Raw genomic sequence first — 14982 nt, 5'->3', positions numbered from 1 at the left:
CTAATCCTCCTTTTTACTGACATAAATATATTTTATCATAAAAACTGTTATTTTTTTCATAATTTCCCATAGTTAAATTAATCATGTATCTAGCTATTCCCAATAATACTTTCTTTTTTGATATAGTATATTATTATTTAATAGTAGTAAACATAAAAAATAGATACATACCTGTGATAAATATAAAATGCTATAATAAACCCAGTAGTTAACCAATGACTCTGCTCCTGCCAAATAGGCAGTTGGTAGTTTACAATAGCTTATCCTACTGGGTTTTAAAATTTAATATAATATTAAGAGCCTGCGATTAATTACATTTACATAATTAGTCACAGGCTCTCTAAAAATTATAATTAATCAAGAGCAGTAAAAATTACTTTATCACTCTTAATTAATTACATATCTACGTTATCCATATTTATAGCAATTGAAATAAATCTTAATAAACTAGCTAAGAACACTTTCCAAGCTGTAATTACTGGACTTTTGTCTTCATTACATCTATTCTCTAATATAGCTTTTTGTAAAGCTTTATAATTAATATCTAAAAATACTCCTGTTGAATATAGAAGTAGTAAATTTATCATTTTAGGAAAATTCTCTGTATCAATAAATTCCTTTGATTCATTAGTATTACATAATCCATCTAAAACTTTTGCTCTTAAACTATATAAATAATAAATGTATAAAAGTACAGCTAATGATATTATATGAATTGTGTCTATAGATAAATTTATTGTACATAATTGAGATAATAATGTTTCTTTAGGTGTACTATTATTGGAAAGTATAACCAATAGTATTATATAAATTGTATCTCTAGATAAGCCTAACATATCTAATTGAGATAGTAATGCTTCTATATTTGCATTAGGTGTATTATTATTGTTATTGTTAATATTGCTAGCAAGCAAAGATAATAATATTATATAAATTGTATCTCTAGATAAATTTAATATATCTAATTGAGATAATAATACTTCCATATTTTCATTAGGCGTATTATTGTTGTTAGCATTATTATTATTGTTGTTAGCATTATTATTGTTGTTCTCGTTATTATTATCGTTATTGTTAATATTATTAGCAAGTATAGATAATATTATTATATAATTTGTATCTCTAGGTAAATCTAATATATCTAATTGAGATAGTAATGCTTCTATGTTTTCATTAGGTGTATTATTGTTATTATTAAATTCATCTTTATCTTTATTTTCAACTTCTACTTTACTATTTTCTTTACAATTTGAAGTGACATATTCTTTATTACATTTTTTAGCTTTTTTAGACTTTTTAGATTTCAATATACCACCTCTAGCACATTAGTTATTTCTAGTACTAAAGTATGCATTTATTATATATAGGATACTAAATAAAGAAAATATTATTTAGTACTAGCTTCTTTATCAGCAAACTGACTATTATATAATTTTTCATAGAATCCACCCTTTTTCATTAAATCCTCATGAGTTCCTTGTTCAATTATATTTCCATCATTCATTACTAAAATTAAATCAGCACTTCTTATAGTTGAAAGCCTATGTGCTATTACAAAGCTAGTTCTACCATTCATTATATTTCTCATGGCTTTTTGAAGTAATAATTCTAATCTTGTATCTACAGAACTTGTTGCTTCATCTAAAATTAATATAGCTGGATCCTTTAATATAGCTCTTGCTATTGTTAAAAGCTGTTTTTCTCCTTGAGATATATTAGATGCTTCTTCATTTAAAAACATATTATATCCATCTGGAAGTGTTTTTATAAAATGATGTACATTGGCTATTTTAGCAGCATCTATTATTTCTTCTTTTGTCGCTCCAAATCTACCGTACTCTATATTATCATAAATCCTTCCATTAAATAACCATGTATCTTGTAGAACCATCCCAAATATTGAACGTAAATCTTCACGTTTCATATCTCTTATATCTACACCATCTATCTTTATAGTTCCACCTTGGATTTCATAAAATCTCATTAAAAGATTAATTAATGTAGTTTTTCCAGCACCTGTTGGTCCTACTATTGCAACCATTTGTCCACTCTTAACTTCTGCACTTAAATCTTCAATTAAAACTTTATCTTCACTATATCCAAACTTAACATTTTCAAATGTTACATTTCCCTTTGGATTTTCTATTTTTATTGTCTTTTCTATATCTGCTACTTCTTCCTCTTCATCTAAAAATTCAAATACTCTATAAGTAGCTGCAACTGCTGATTGTATTGCTGATGATAATTGTGTCACTTGAGATAAAGGTTGATTTATTTGCCATATATAACGTATGAAGGCTTGCAGATTACCAACAGTTATTCCTCCACCTATTGCTGTTATTGCTCCTGTAACTCCAACAACTGCAATCCCTAAATAGCTTACAAGGTTAACCAGTGGAGACATTATACTTGATATAAATTGAGCCTTAAATCCTGTATTGCAAAGTTCTTCATTTGTTTCCATAAATTCCTTTAGCGCATCATCTTGTTTTCCATATAACTTAATCTCATTAAATCCAGTGTACATTTCTTGTACTTTACCATTTAATTTACCTAATGCTTTTTGTTGCTTATTAAATAGGTTTTGCGACTTACTTACTATAACTTTTGTAATTAAAATACTTAACGGAATTATAACTGTAGCTAAAAGGGCAAGCTTTACATTTATTGAATACATCATTATAAGTGCTAAACTTAATGATAAAAATGCATTAACCACCTGAATAAAACTTTGTTGTAATGCATTAGAAATTGTATCTACATCATTTGTTATACGACTTAAAACATCTCCATAGCTATTATTATCAAAATATCTTATAGGAAGCTTCCTTATTTTATTTTGTACTGCATCCCTTATATCCTTCATTGTATTTTGAATTGCATTTGTTAATAGAAAACTTGCTATAAATGTAGACCCTGCACTACTTATATAAACCCCAAATAATAAAATTAAAACTTTAATAATATAATCAAAATTAACTGAAGCTCCTTGAACACCCTTTATAATTAATTCAAAATCCTTTGTTAATTGTGTAATAATTAATCCCTCTGTTCTTGGAGCTAATGCTACAAATATAGCTGATGATATAATAAATAGTATTGCTCCTCCAAATGACCATTTATAGTTTTTTATAAAAGGAGCAATCTTTTTTACTACTAATTTAAATTTCTTCATTACGCAAGCTCCTCCTCTGTAAGTTGTGATAATGCTATTTCATGATAAATTTCACAAGTCTTAAGAAGATCCTTATGAGTACCAATCCCTACTACTTCTCCTTCATTTAGTACAATTATCTTATCTGCATCCATTATTGATCCTATTCTTTGAGCAACAATTAAAACTACTGAATTCTTAGTTTCAGACTTAAGTCTTTTTCTTAAAACAGCATCTGTTTTAAAATCTAAAGCAGAAAAGCTATCATCAAATATATAAATTTCTGGTTTTCTAACTAATGCTCTTGCTATCGAAAGTCTTTGCTTTTGTCCTCCTGATACATTTGATCCACCTTCACTTATTAACTCATCAAACTTTTTAGGTTTTCTAGAAATAAAATCATAAGCTTGTGCAATCTTTGCAGAATATTCTATTTCACCTGTATCAGCATTTTTCTTACCAAACTTAATATTACTTGCTATACTTCCTGTAAATAAAAGAGTTTTTTGAGGTATGAATCCAATTTTCTTACGTAGAGCTTTCAAATCATAATCTCTTACATCTACTCCATCAATTTTAATACTACCTTGTGTGACATCATAAAATCTTGGAATAAGATTAATTAATGTACTCTTACCACTACCTGTACTACCAATAAAAGCAATTGTTTCTCCCTTTTTAGCCTTAAAGGAAATATCTTTAAGTACAGCCGCTTCACCATTTGGATATACAAATGATACATTATCAAACTCCACTAAACCTTTTATAGCAGTTTCCTTAACTCCATTTTCTGGACTCTTTATTATAGGATCTTCATCTAATATTTCTTGAATTCTATTAGCTGAAACTTGAGCTTTAGGATACATTATAAACACCATTGAAAATAGCATAATTGAGAACATTGCATGAAATAAATATTCAATAAATGCTACTAATTGCCCAACTTGAAGAGTTCCTACATTTATCATCTTACTTGATACCCAAAATATAGCTATTATTGCTAAGTTAAGAAGAAAAAAGAACATTGGTTGAGATATAGCCATAAGCTTATTAAGTTTCTTTGAAACCTCTGCATATAAATTATTTGTTCCACTAAATCTTTCACCTTCATACTTATCATTTCCAAAAGCTCTTATAACTCTTATACCTGTTAAATTTTCTCTTGATATTCTATTTAACTTATCTAGTCTATTTTGCTGAGCTTCTGATAAAGGCTCTGAAATCTTTGCAATAATTATAACTCCACCTATTATAAACGGGATTGTTATAGCTAGTACTATAGATAATGAGAGACTTGTTCTAAGTATCATTACTAAACTAATTGTAAACATTACCGGTGTTATTAATGCCATTCTTAATAGAGTATTAGTAAATTGAAGTAGTACAAAAGCATCATTTGTTGTTCTTGTTATCATTGATGATACCCCAAATTTATCATACTCAGTGTGTGAAAATTCTTGAGACTTTTTAAAGATATCATTTCTAATATCTCTTGTTATTCCAGTTGAAATTCTTGCTGAACAAAAGCCTAAAAGTATTGTTCCAAGGACACCTGTAACTGAAATAATTGCAATAATTAGTCCCATTCTTTTTATATAATTTATATCGCTGTTTACTATTCCTTTATCTATAACTTTTGCCATTATAGTTGGTATTCCAAGTTCAACTAAAGCAAAGCCGAAAACAGATATAATATTTAATATAAGAAGCGCCTTATAATTTTTTAGATACTTTAATATTAATTTCATTGCTGTGAATCACTCCTTTTCTTTAATAAATAAAATAAAAAATGAAATAAACAGACTATAGTACTATTATTTCATCCCTTAAAGAACTATATGTAATTATATTGCTATAGTTTATTACCGAACTTTATTTACGCATTACTTTTAGAAATTAGTCTTAGAATTCTTTTAATTGGATTATATTCCTATAATCATGACATTTCTAAACTTAGAAAATATAAGATAAACTTTTCAAAAGATGCTTTGAGAAATACTATATGTTAATTGTTTATTAGTTAGAAGAATATATTATTTCCTCTTTTAACTATATATTCAATTTTTCATTACATTGTAACATAGGTTAAAATAAAAATCCATATTATTTAATATAGATTTTTATCTTATGATTTTATATTATATTGTGAATTATAATTTAATTCTATATTTAAAATAATTAGATCTCTTTTTCAAAAGCAACTCTTTTACTTTTATCTAATAGATATATTACACCACAATATTTAAAATTATTTTTTTCTAACAACTTTTGCATAGTTAAATTATCTTCATGAGTATCAATCTTTATATTTTTTATACCTTTAGATAAACAAATTTTTTCTGCTTTTTTAATTATTTCTGTTCCAATTCCTTTTCTTTTTGAATTTTTAGAAACAGCTATTCTATGAATAACTGCATATCTTCCATTAGAAATCCATTTTCCTTCATAAATTGCATCGTAAGTTTTTTCTCCATCAAAAGATATTGCTGCCGTACCTATGATTTCATTATTTTTCTCTAAAACATAGCTACATTCATTCCCTATGTCCTCCAAAACAGATTCTTCATTTGGATATCCTTGTTGCCACTGATCAACTTTATTTTCATTTAAAAATCTCTTAGCTTCATTAATAATTTCCATTATGCATTTTAAATCATTTTTTGTTGATTTTCTTAACTTCATTATATTGATCTTCTCCTTAACATCGAATCTATTAATTAGTATTATATAACAACAATTATCATTTTTATAATAATATTTATAATTAAATTTAGCAAATCATTATTATATAAAATAATTAACAAGAAAAATCCATAGCATTCACCATGGATTTTTACTCTTATAGTTTTATATTATTTTCTAGCTTTTCTATAGCTTCTTCTATCCTCTTTATCTTTGTTTCTTCTTTTTTAGCAGATGTTATCCATTGAAAGTATTTTCTTTTGTTTGAATATGATAGACTTTCATAGAATTTATATGCCTCTTTATTTAACTTAAGTCTTTCTTCAAACTCAATTGGTAATTCTATTACTCTTTCCTCTTCATCCTTTTCTATCTCAACACTTATAACGTCTCCATAAGTCTTTCCTATTTTATTTCTTATTTCTTTTGTAATTCCTATCATATAACAAGGTAACCCCATTTTTACTATAGAACCTCTATACTCTATACTATCAAACTTTGCTTTAATTTTTACTCTTTTTGCTCCGAATTCCTGTTCAACATCTAAAGGTATTTCTATATATGTAGCATCTTTTCCTTCATGCTTTTTTAATTCTGCTTCAAATTTATATTTTTTCATAGTTCCTCCTAGGTTCTATAATAATTATATTTTATATAATTTTTTTATTCTAAAAGTACTTTATTTAATATAATAAACTTCTATATTTATATTCTCGAAACAATATCTAGTCGTAACCTATTTAAGTAATCATCCTTTACTGCTTCCCATTCTATATATGACTTTATATTTTCTTGTATTAAATCAACTGATTTATTTATAGCCTTATTTACTACCATTATATTACTATCATATATAAATTTTATAGAATCTACCTCTCTAAAACTTAATGCTATTTCTTTCATAAATAAGTTTTTTATATCCTGTGCTTCTTCTTTTTTAAATAACAAATATAAATTTGGAAGCTTAGTACTCTCATAAAATCTATTTTCAATGAAATTTATAAAATTCTCAAAATCCTCAGAATTATTTCCAAGTTCAATTTCAAATAGTATTCTAAAAAATAAATTCCATTTAAAATCACTATTTATTGACTTTAATATTGTATTACCTATAATATTACAAAAATCACTTTCAAAATGTAAATCCCTCTCAAATTTTAACTCAGTGTTGAAGCTAACATCATTTGTGCTAATATCATTTAATCTAGCTAATGTCTTTATTAAGGTTTCACTATAATCCTCTAATTTTTTAGCGTTATTTGTTCTAAAAATATATTTCATTATAGTATCACAAGATTCTCTAAAATCTATGATAAATCCAATATCATTTTTCATCTTTCTTGAATAAATATCATAAATTATTTTGGAAAGAAGCTTTTCTAATTGTTCTTTTCTAGCTTCAGGGTTAATAGAGTTTACTTTATTAAATTGATTATCTACTGCAAGAAGTTGTCTATCTATCATATAAAGATTTTCCTTTATAGACAACATTATATTTTTTATAAATTCATCACCTAACATATAATTATTATTTTTATATATTACTTTGTGCTCTATTTCTCCCCAAAATATGTTAACAAGAGATTTAATTTGTAACTCAAATTTAATACTTCTGTTATTATGCTGATACAGTCCATCTATTCTATATATTCCAAAACCATTTTTCTGCTTTTGTGGTTGTTTACTTTCTAACTCTAGTCTTATATTAGCATTATCATCATTATAAAAATATCCTTTTAAACCCTTTATATTGAAGTGTTTTTTTAACATTTTATGTATTGTCTTTTCATCTTCAATAAATCTACATTCAATTCTAACCCCCACTAGATCTGAAAGATTTGATATAAATTCCTCCGAATTCTTATACTTTTTATAATAACTATTTCTTAATATTTTTTCCCTTAAACTTGTTGTTGATTTTACTCTTGAATTTATATTTAAATATCCTTCATTATAGTCTTCTAATACCTTTGCAAAATATGATTCTATATCCTTACTTATTTCTTCTAGTTCACTTCCTAAATCTTCTAAAGACGCAGTAACATTCTCAACAAAATTAAATAATTCTAATTCCATTAAACTCCTCCTAATTTGTTTTAAAATCCTATTTTAATGTTCAAGATTACATAATATGTTTCTAATTTATTTATAAAAAAATAATTTCTATTATGCTTACATTATATCATGAATATTGCATATTTTTTAATGATATAATTTTATCATTAATGTTTTATTAACTAAATATACTATTTCAATTAATATAAAAAGAGCTGAATAACTCCAGCTCTTTACTAATTAATAAATTACATCTATTCCCTATATTCTTTCAAAATTTCTTGCAAAGCAATTTTATTTATTTTTCTTTTAGCTCCGTAGCTTCCTATTAAAAATATTACGATCACTATTAATAAACCAACTACTCCATGCCATGGCTTAAATTCAAGAGGCATTACCATATTAAATCCTGTGGCTAGATAATCCACAAAGAAATTCATTGACGCTATGGTTATTGGAATACTTATTAAAAATGCTATTATTGAATATCCTAAATAGCTATTTAATATCATTGAATTAACTTCTTTTTTGCTATATCCCATTACTTTTAATAATGATATATTATAATAATTATCTTCTACTGATAGTGAAGTCAATATTGAAAGAATTATTGCAGCCATAAATATTGCTGATAATAACATTCCTCCAATAGCTACAATTACAAATTTTTGCATTGATGCTGCTTGATCTATTATATCTTGCTTATTTGTAACAGTTAAATAATCCTTCTTGTCTAGAGAGTCTTTCGAATATACACCATTAAATAAACTTGAATCCTTATTGTCTGATATTATATTACTTAGCTTTTCTCTGTCTATATATATGGTAGAACTACTGTAGTCATCCGCTATTTCTTTTATTTCAAATGTATAGTCTTGATTATTAATATTTATTGTTATTTCATCTCCAATTTTCTTTTTGTTAAACATTTGAAAGCTCTTTGTTACTATAATTCCATCTTTTATTTCTTCAGTAACATCCTTATCCTTTTTATTATATAATCTAAATAACTTACTCTCTATATCTATCCCCTTAACTTCAATTGATTTATCTTCGTATTTTATCGATGGTAATGTTAAGTATTTATCATCATCATTATTTGTCCTTGGAAGTTCTTTTGTTATATCAACTATCCCATCGTACTTATATTCCTGGATTTTATAATTATCCATAGTCATTTTACCCATAAAATCTGGCATAGTTAAACTAAACATAATCATAACTGATGAGGAAATTACACCTATTAAAAACACTATAAATTTTCCATAATCTCTTAGTAAGAAAGAATATTTAAATTTAGTTGTAGCTTTTGTCTTACTTAATATTTTATCTGCTATTTTATTTAGTTTATTAATGCCTTCACTTTTACCAACTCTTAATAAATCTAAAGGTCTTGTTTTAAGCATTCTCATAATTATTAAAAAGGATAATGAGAATATACAAATAAATGGAACTAATATTGAATAAATTAATGACTCATAAGCAAAAACCATTTCTTCATGTGGGAATAAATAAAACACTGAATAAAATTCTTTTAATGGCTCACTTATAAAAAAACCTAAAACAGCTCCTAATAATAAAGTAGGCAATGAAATTATAGTTATCATTATTAAATATGGCTTTGCTATTTCTCTTTTTCTATAGCCCAAAGCCTTCATTATACCTATTTGACCTTTTTCTCCATTTATAATTTTATATAAAATTATTGATACAATAATTATTGCAATAAATGCAATACCAGAACTCATACTTACAGTTGCAACTTTACCTGCTTTTACCTCTTCATAAATTGCTCCACTTCTCATGGTTTCCTTAGTTAAATTTATATTAGTTATAAACCCAAGGCTATTATCATCCCTATAAGTTTCAATTACATCTTTCTTAAAATTTTCTGTATCAAAATTTTTATTACCTTTACCAGATAGCCTTATCTCTTCTTTTCCTTCTAGGTTATAAAATTCATCATTTGATACTAAGGCTAATGATATTGTTTTTGCATCTAATATAAAATCCGTTCCAAACATAGGTAATGTGTAATCTGGAAAAAGAACATAACCTACAATCTCATACTTCTTATTATTTATTTCTATAGTATCCCCTATAGTTAAATTATTCATTTGGGCAAAAACTCTTGTTAAAGCTATTTCATTTTTACTTTCTGGCTTTTTTCCCTCTTCTATTTTTGATTTGTTTATATTTTCTGAATCCTTTAAAAATCTAAGCTTTACTGCAGTACTGTTAAGATTAAAAGTTACATCTTTTCCTTCTCTCGCCTCTAAATCATACTCCTCATATCTATCATTGAAACTCTTAATTCTATTGTCTAATATTTTGTCAAAACTATCTTTATCAATTGCTTTTAAGTTAGTTAATGTAGTTATAGGGTTTATTTGCAGATTTTCTTTTATTAATTCTTCATACTCTTTGGCTGTTAGTGAGTTTATCATATCTATAGAAAAATCCTCTTGATTTCCTTCAGTAAGATATTTATCTATAGTGTTTTGCATTGTTTCCATTGTATTAAACATAGCTGTAAATAAAAATGAGCTTAAGAAAATAATTATACAAACACCTAAAAATTGAAATTTCTTTTTCTTAAATAACTGTAAGGTATTCTTAAATAGCATAATTATCTACCCCCATATAATTTCAGATGGATTTATCTTTTCTTTATTTATAACTGTCTCTACTATTTCTCCTGAATTCATTTTTATAACTTTATCAGCCATCTTAGAAATTCCCGTATTATGTGTGATCATAACTACAGTTGTTTTATAATCTTTATTCATTTCTTGAAGCAACTTTAATACTTCTTTTGCAGTCTTTTCATCTAAAGCTCCTGTTGGTTCATCACAAAATAAAATCTTTGGGTTTTTAACTATACTTCTTGCGATAGAGACTCTTTGTTGTTGTCCTCCTGATAATTGTGATGGGTATTTATTTTTCTCATTTGTTAGTGATACCTTTTCTATAATTTCATCTATATTTATTGGATTTGCACTTAAATTCGCTCCAATATCTATATTTTCTCTAACTGTTAAATTTTGAAGCAAATTATACTGTTGAAATATAAAGCCTAAATATTTTCTTCTAAATAAAGTTAACTTTTCTGTATTATAGTCTGAAATACATTCATCTTTAAAGTTTATTTTTCCTGATGTTACTGTATCGAGTCCACTAATTACATTAAGTAATGTACTTTTTCCGCTTCCACTTGGCCCTAGAATAACTATAAAATCCCCTTCTTCAATATTCATAGAAACATTTTTTAAAGCATAGGTTTCTACTTCACCTGCTTTATATATCTTGGTCACATCTTTTAATGATAATAACATACTTTTCACCTCTTACTTATATACTAATTCCTTTATAAAATTTAAATACTTATTAGACTCTTTAATTATTTCTTCAAGATCTTTAATCATTTGTTCTTGATTGTTTTTATACTTTCTAGATATTTTTTCTGATAAACCATTCATTGTTAAAAGTATTGTACTAAGAGTCATTTCTATATCTATTCCATCTTTAAATTTTGAGTAATCAACATTTGTAGTCATTAACTCAAAAAACATCTTTGAATATTTTTCATATTTTATAGAAAACTTATCTTTAATATCCTCATCTGCCTCTGTAAAAGCCTGAATAATCAACTTATTTTCATTTGGATACTTTAAAAATATATTTAACTTTATCTTTTGTATTTCCTTTATTTTCTCAAATATATCAGTACTTTTTATATTTAATTCCTCTTCAATCGTAATACCAATATCATTTAAAGTTTTTTCAACTACAAATAGATATAAGTTCCTTTTATTTTTAACATAATTGAATAGCGTACCTTTAGAAAATCCACATTCCTTTACAATATTATTAGTTGATGCTAATTCATATCCCTTTTCAGCAAATTCTTTCAAGGATACTTCATAAATAAGTTCCTCTTTATCCTTAGGTATATTCACCACTTCACCCCTCCTCCAATATTTAATTATCATAATTATATACCTCCATGACCACATGGTCAATGACTTTTAAAAAATATTATATCCTATATTTAAATAATGATATAATACTTTTAGTAATCTTTTAAGGAGATAGAAATGAGTACTTTTTTAAAAAATAATGAACTTACTAAATTAGGAGGACTTAATAATTCAAATTACTTATTGAAGTCTAATAATAAAAAATACGTTTTAAGAATACCTGGTAAAGACAATAAAAATAATTTTTACTATGAAAATTCTATACTAAATTTAGTCCAACCACTAAATATTTGCCCAGATATAATCTATCATAGTAAAGATAACGGAATTCTCATAAGTAAATTTATAGAAAGTTCTCAAATCAGCATAGATATTTATAATTCGAAAAACTTTCTAAATACCTTAACCTTTACATTAAAAAAATTACATAATTTAGAATATAATAATAATTTTAATCCATTTGAAGTTATTGAAAATAATATAAACTTTTTAATTAATGATAAATTTGATTTCAATCATAACATAAATCAAATATTGAAGAAATTAAAATATCTTGAAAAGAAATTAACTAAAGAAATAACCTATGGATTGTGCCATAACGACTTAAATATTTCTAATATTTTGTACTCTAATGAAAAAGTTTATTTTATAGACTTTGAATTTTCTGGGATGGGTGATATATTCTTTGATTTAGCAACCTTATCCTGGTTTTTGAATGAAGATATGAAAGTCAAATTACTTAAAAATTATTTTGGACATTACTCACTAGAACAAAAAGAAAAGTTAGAAGATTATCTATTTATAGTTAAACTTTGGAATGCAACTTGGAGTTTTATTAAATCAATTAATTCAACTTCAGATTATGATTATAAAATTGGTGGAAACATGATATTAGATGATTTAATGAATTCACTATAGATATTTCACTATATTATCATGAAAATAATTAGGAACCCTAAATTATTTAAGGTTCCTACATGATGAGAAAAATTTTATATATTTATATTGTAAGTAAAAATATATCCCGAAATTTTTTTAAGAAGATTTTTTATCCAAATACTATTTTTTGATTTTTTTCAAATTTATCTTTTAATATATTAGATAAATTAATATGTCTATTACCAATTAATATATTTTCAGCTGTATGCTCTTTTACTTTATCAAAAAGAGCAAATACAGTCTTTGCTTTGTTGCACTCATTATAAACTTTCCAATATCCACAAGCTAAGCACTTTTTTTCAGTACATTCCATAAAATCTTTTACATCTTCTAATGGATATCCTAAAAATATCCCAAGTTCATGTGGGCAATTGTATATACTATATCTTTCTTTTAATTTTTGTAATACCTCTTTTATATTAAAGCAATTTTCATAACCAATAGAACCTAAGAAATTTAAACTTTTATAATTACTTATTACCTTTTTAAGCAATTCTTCACTATATATAAAAACAATTAATGCTTTATCATTTTCTCTTAGTTCAATATAATTCAGCCCTAATTTTTTCAGATATTCTTCTCCATAGGTATTCCATAAAAAATATGTTTTCTTATTATTATTTTTAAATAAATTTAAAGTAATTGATGGTTTTAGTTTCGCACTTATTAAAGCAACATTATAAGATATGAAATTTTCTATATATTCCTTATCCTCCATTCTGTTTAATAATTTATAAAGACTATCAACTTTACTAACCATCATTTACTCCTCCAGTTATTTGTTAAGCTTATATATTTGTCTTCCGTATTCTACACACTTTTCTTCATCTTCACCTTCTGGTAGGTAATTAACTATTAATGATTCTAAAGGTAATATACCTCCTGATGCTTGAACTCTCTCTTCAAAACTTGCCATCCATTCTCCTGTTCCCCAACCATAAGATCCAAATAAAACTACTTTCTTGTCATTTAAATCTTTTTCTATCGATTCAAAGAAAGGTAAAAATTCACCTTCTTCAAGTTCCTCATCTCCCATAGAAGGACATCCTAATATAAGAATATCTTCATTAACTATTGAATTTACATCTTTAGATGATATATTTATTAGTTCTCCCATACCACCTTCCTCATTAATTCCCTTTAAAATTAAATTTGCCATAGCCTCAGTATTTCCAGTACCACTCCAATAAATAATTTTCATATAGTCTCCTCCTTTTATTTGAGAATGATTATCATTATTATATCTATATAATATACTGCTTCCCAAATAAAGTCAATATATTTTTTATATTTTGCATTTATTTGAAATATAAAGAGTCTGTTTATGAAAATATTTATAAATCTTCATAAACAGACTCTTTAATGTTTAAATATAAGCTAAAATAGCCTTACGCAGCTATTCTCCAAAACTCTTCCATATTAATATGATATTCGATTTCCCTTTCAAGCTCTTTTACTTGCTTAAATCCAATACCTTTAAAAAGATTTTGAGATCTTTTATTAACTTTTTTTATTTTAGCAACAACTCTATCTGCTCTCATATCAAAAAAAGCTACTTTTAAAGCTTCTACCACTGCATTGTGTCCTATTCCTTTACCCCATAATTCCTTTTCACCTACTGCAATAACTATTTCTACTAATTCATTTTTCGGTACTAATCTTAAAAATCCTACTGTTCCATATATATTTTTAATAGTAAAAAATCTACAATTATTATTAAATAAATGAGTTAAAATAGGCATATTAATTCTATTTATAACGTTAATTAGATTGCTTTTAACATTAGCATCTTCATTTAAATGACTAATTATTTCCTCATCACTAAGCCAATTGCATATTTTTTCCGCATCAGATCTATACACTTCTTGACTTAGATTAATACTACTTACTTCCACAAAGTACAACTCCTTAGTTATATTTATAAATCTATAAAACTTTATAAATTAATTATTACTAGTAATACTCATATATTACTATCATTATCTATATAAGTAAAAAACACTATCTTCTGTTACTTACATTTAACTCATTTTTTGTATCCTTATCTTTATTTTCTAGCATTTTACCATTCAACTTATATTTCCCATTTTTAGTATTTTATTTCCATTTAAAGTTATTAAAAGTATTTTTCTGTAATTTTGTCTTTATAAATTTTATTAATCATATTATTTT

General features: G+C 25.2%; 13 protein-coding genes. 1 reads left to right on the top strand and 12 read right to left on the bottom strand.

Annotated features, from left to right (window positions below):
• Positions 1 to 395: 395 nt before the first annotated feature.
• The 9 genes from ACH36K_RS06410 to ACH36K_RS06370 all read right to left on the bottom strand — a co-directional run bounded on the left by ACH36K_RS06410 (position 396) and on the right by ACH36K_RS06370 (position 11850).
• On the bottom strand, positions 396 to 1307 hold the full coding sequence (locus ACH36K_RS06410; RefSeq protein ID WP_411170120.1) for a hypothetical protein: 912 nt from the start codon (positions 1305 to 1307) through the stop codon (positions 396 to 398).
• Between the two features lie 80 nt (positions 1308 to 1387).
• Positions 1388 to 3175 carry an ABC transporter ATP-binding protein gene (locus ACH36K_RS06405; protein ID WP_411170119.1) on the bottom strand — a complete coding sequence of 596 codons (1788 nt, stop codon included), beginning with the start codon at positions 3173 to 3175 and terminating at the stop codon, positions 1388 to 1390.
• Positions 3175 to 4902 carry an ABC transporter ATP-binding protein gene (locus tag ACH36K_RS06400; protein ID WP_411170118.1) on the bottom strand — a complete coding sequence of 576 codons (1728 nt, stop codon included), beginning with the start codon at positions 4900 to 4902 and terminating at the stop codon, positions 3175 to 3177. The genes ACH36K_RS06405 and ACH36K_RS06400 overlap by 1 nt, the downstream gene beginning before the upstream one ends.
• Positions 4903 to 5332: 430 nt before the next feature.
• Entirely contained in the window at positions 5333 to 5836 is a 504-nt protein-coding gene (locus ACH36K_RS06395) for a GNAT family N-acetyltransferase (RefSeq protein ID WP_411170117.1), read from the bottom strand.
• A gap of 157 nt (positions 5837 to 5993) precedes the next feature.
• Positions 5994 to 6455 (bottom strand): DUF1905 domain-containing protein, encoded by a 462-nt coding sequence (locus tag ACH36K_RS06390; RefSeq protein ID WP_411170116.1) that lies wholly within the window; start codon positions 6453 to 6455, stop codon positions 5994 to 5996.
• An 86-nt stretch (positions 6456 to 6541) separates the two neighbouring features.
• On the bottom strand, positions 6542 to 7912 hold the full coding sequence (locus ACH36K_RS06385) for a GTP pyrophosphokinase family protein (RefSeq protein ID WP_411170115.1): 1371 nt from the start codon (positions 7910 to 7912) through the stop codon (positions 6542 to 6544).
• 233 nt (positions 7913 to 8145) lie between these two features.
• Positions 8146 to 10518: an FtsX-like permease family protein gene (locus ACH36K_RS06380; protein ID WP_411170114.1), complete on the bottom strand. Its 2373-nt coding sequence runs from the start codon at positions 10516 to 10518 to the stop codon at positions 8146 to 8148.
• A gap of 6 nt (positions 10519 to 10524) precedes the next feature.
• The gene (locus ACH36K_RS06375) at positions 10525 to 11226 is read right to left on the bottom strand and encodes an ABC transporter ATP-binding protein (protein ID WP_411170113.1); all 702 of its coding nucleotides are present in this window, start codon (positions 11224 to 11226) and stop codon (positions 10525 to 10527) included.
• A gap of 12 nt (positions 11227 to 11238) precedes the next feature.
• On the bottom strand, positions 11239 to 11850 hold the full coding sequence (locus ACH36K_RS06370; protein WP_411170112.1) for a TetR/AcrR family transcriptional regulator: 612 nt from the start codon (positions 11848 to 11850) through the stop codon (positions 11239 to 11241).
• A 138-nt stretch (positions 11851 to 11988) separates the two neighbouring features.
• Between ACH36K_RS06370 and ACH36K_RS06365 the strand changes: the two genes are divergently transcribed.
• Positions 11989 to 12789 carry a phosphotransferase gene (locus ACH36K_RS06365; protein ID WP_411170111.1) on the top strand — a complete coding sequence of 267 codons (801 nt, stop codon included), beginning with the start codon at positions 11989 to 11991 and terminating at the stop codon, positions 12787 to 12789.
• A 130-nt stretch (positions 12790 to 12919) separates the two neighbouring features.
• Here ACH36K_RS06365 and ACH36K_RS06360 read toward each other — a convergent pair whose 3' ends face one another.
• The 3 genes from ACH36K_RS06360 to ACH36K_RS06350 form a co-directional block, all read right to left on the bottom strand.
• Positions 12920 to 13573 (bottom strand): DUF3793 family protein, encoded by a 654-nt coding sequence (locus ACH36K_RS06360; RefSeq protein WP_411170110.1) that lies wholly within the window; start codon positions 13571 to 13573, stop codon positions 12920 to 12922.
• A gap of 12 nt (positions 13574 to 13585) precedes the next feature.
• Positions 13586 to 14011 (bottom strand): flavodoxin, encoded by a 426-nt coding sequence (locus ACH36K_RS06355; protein ID WP_411170109.1) that lies wholly within the window; start codon positions 14009 to 14011, stop codon positions 13586 to 13588.
• 187 nt (positions 14012 to 14198) lie between these two features.
• Entirely contained in the window at positions 14199 to 14705 is a 507-nt protein-coding gene (locus ACH36K_RS06350; protein WP_411170108.1) for a GNAT family N-acetyltransferase, read from the bottom strand.
• Positions 14706 to 14982: the final 277 nt, after the last annotated feature.

It is taken from the genome of Clostridium sp. MB05, from assembly GCF_046581255.1.
Lineage (GTDB): Bacteria > Bacillota > Clostridia > Clostridiales > Clostridiaceae > Clostridium.
Note: the sequence above shows the minus strand (reverse complement) of the source record. Positions and strands in the feature narration are given on the sequence as shown.

Excerpts from the sequence above, each read along its gene's own strand:
- ACH36K_RS06405 (WP_411170119.1), bottom strand. The coding sequence starts at position 3,175 with ATGAAGAAATTTAAATTAGTAGTAAAAAAGATTGCTCCTTTTATAAAA.
- ACH36K_RS06400 (WP_411170118.1), bottom strand. The coding sequence starts at position 4,902 with ATGAAATTAATATTAAAGTATCTAAAAAATTATAAGGCGCTTCTTATA.
- ACH36K_RS06395 (WP_411170117.1), bottom strand. The coding sequence starts at position 5,836 with ATGAAGTTAAGAAAATCAACAAAAAATGATTTAAAATGCATAATGGAA.
- ACH36K_RS06390 (WP_411170116.1), bottom strand. The coding sequence starts at position 6,455 with ATGAAAAAATATAAATTTGAAGCAGAATTAAAAAAGCATGAAGGAAAA.
- ACH36K_RS06385 (WP_411170115.1), bottom strand. The coding sequence starts at position 7,912 with ATGGAATTAGAATTATTTAATTTTGTTGAGAATGTTACTGCGTCTTTA.
- ACH36K_RS06380 (WP_411170114.1), bottom strand. The coding sequence starts at position 10,518 with ATGCTATTTAAGAATACCTTACAGTTATTTAAGAAAAAGAAATTTCAA.
- ACH36K_RS06375 (WP_411170113.1), bottom strand. The coding sequence starts at position 11,226 with ATGTTATTATCATTAAAAGATGTGACCAAGATATATAAAGCAGGTGAA.
- ACH36K_RS06365 (WP_411170111.1), top strand. The coding sequence starts at position 11,989 with ATGAGTACTTTTTTAAAAAATAATGAACTTACTAAATTAGGAGGACTT.
- ACH36K_RS06360 (WP_411170110.1), bottom strand. The coding sequence starts at position 13,573 with ATGATGGTTAGTAAAGTTGATAGTCTTTATAAATTATTAAACAGAATG.
- ACH36K_RS06355 (WP_411170109.1), bottom strand. The coding sequence starts at position 14,011 with ATGAAAATTATTTATTGGAGTGGTACTGGAAATACTGAGGCTATGGCA.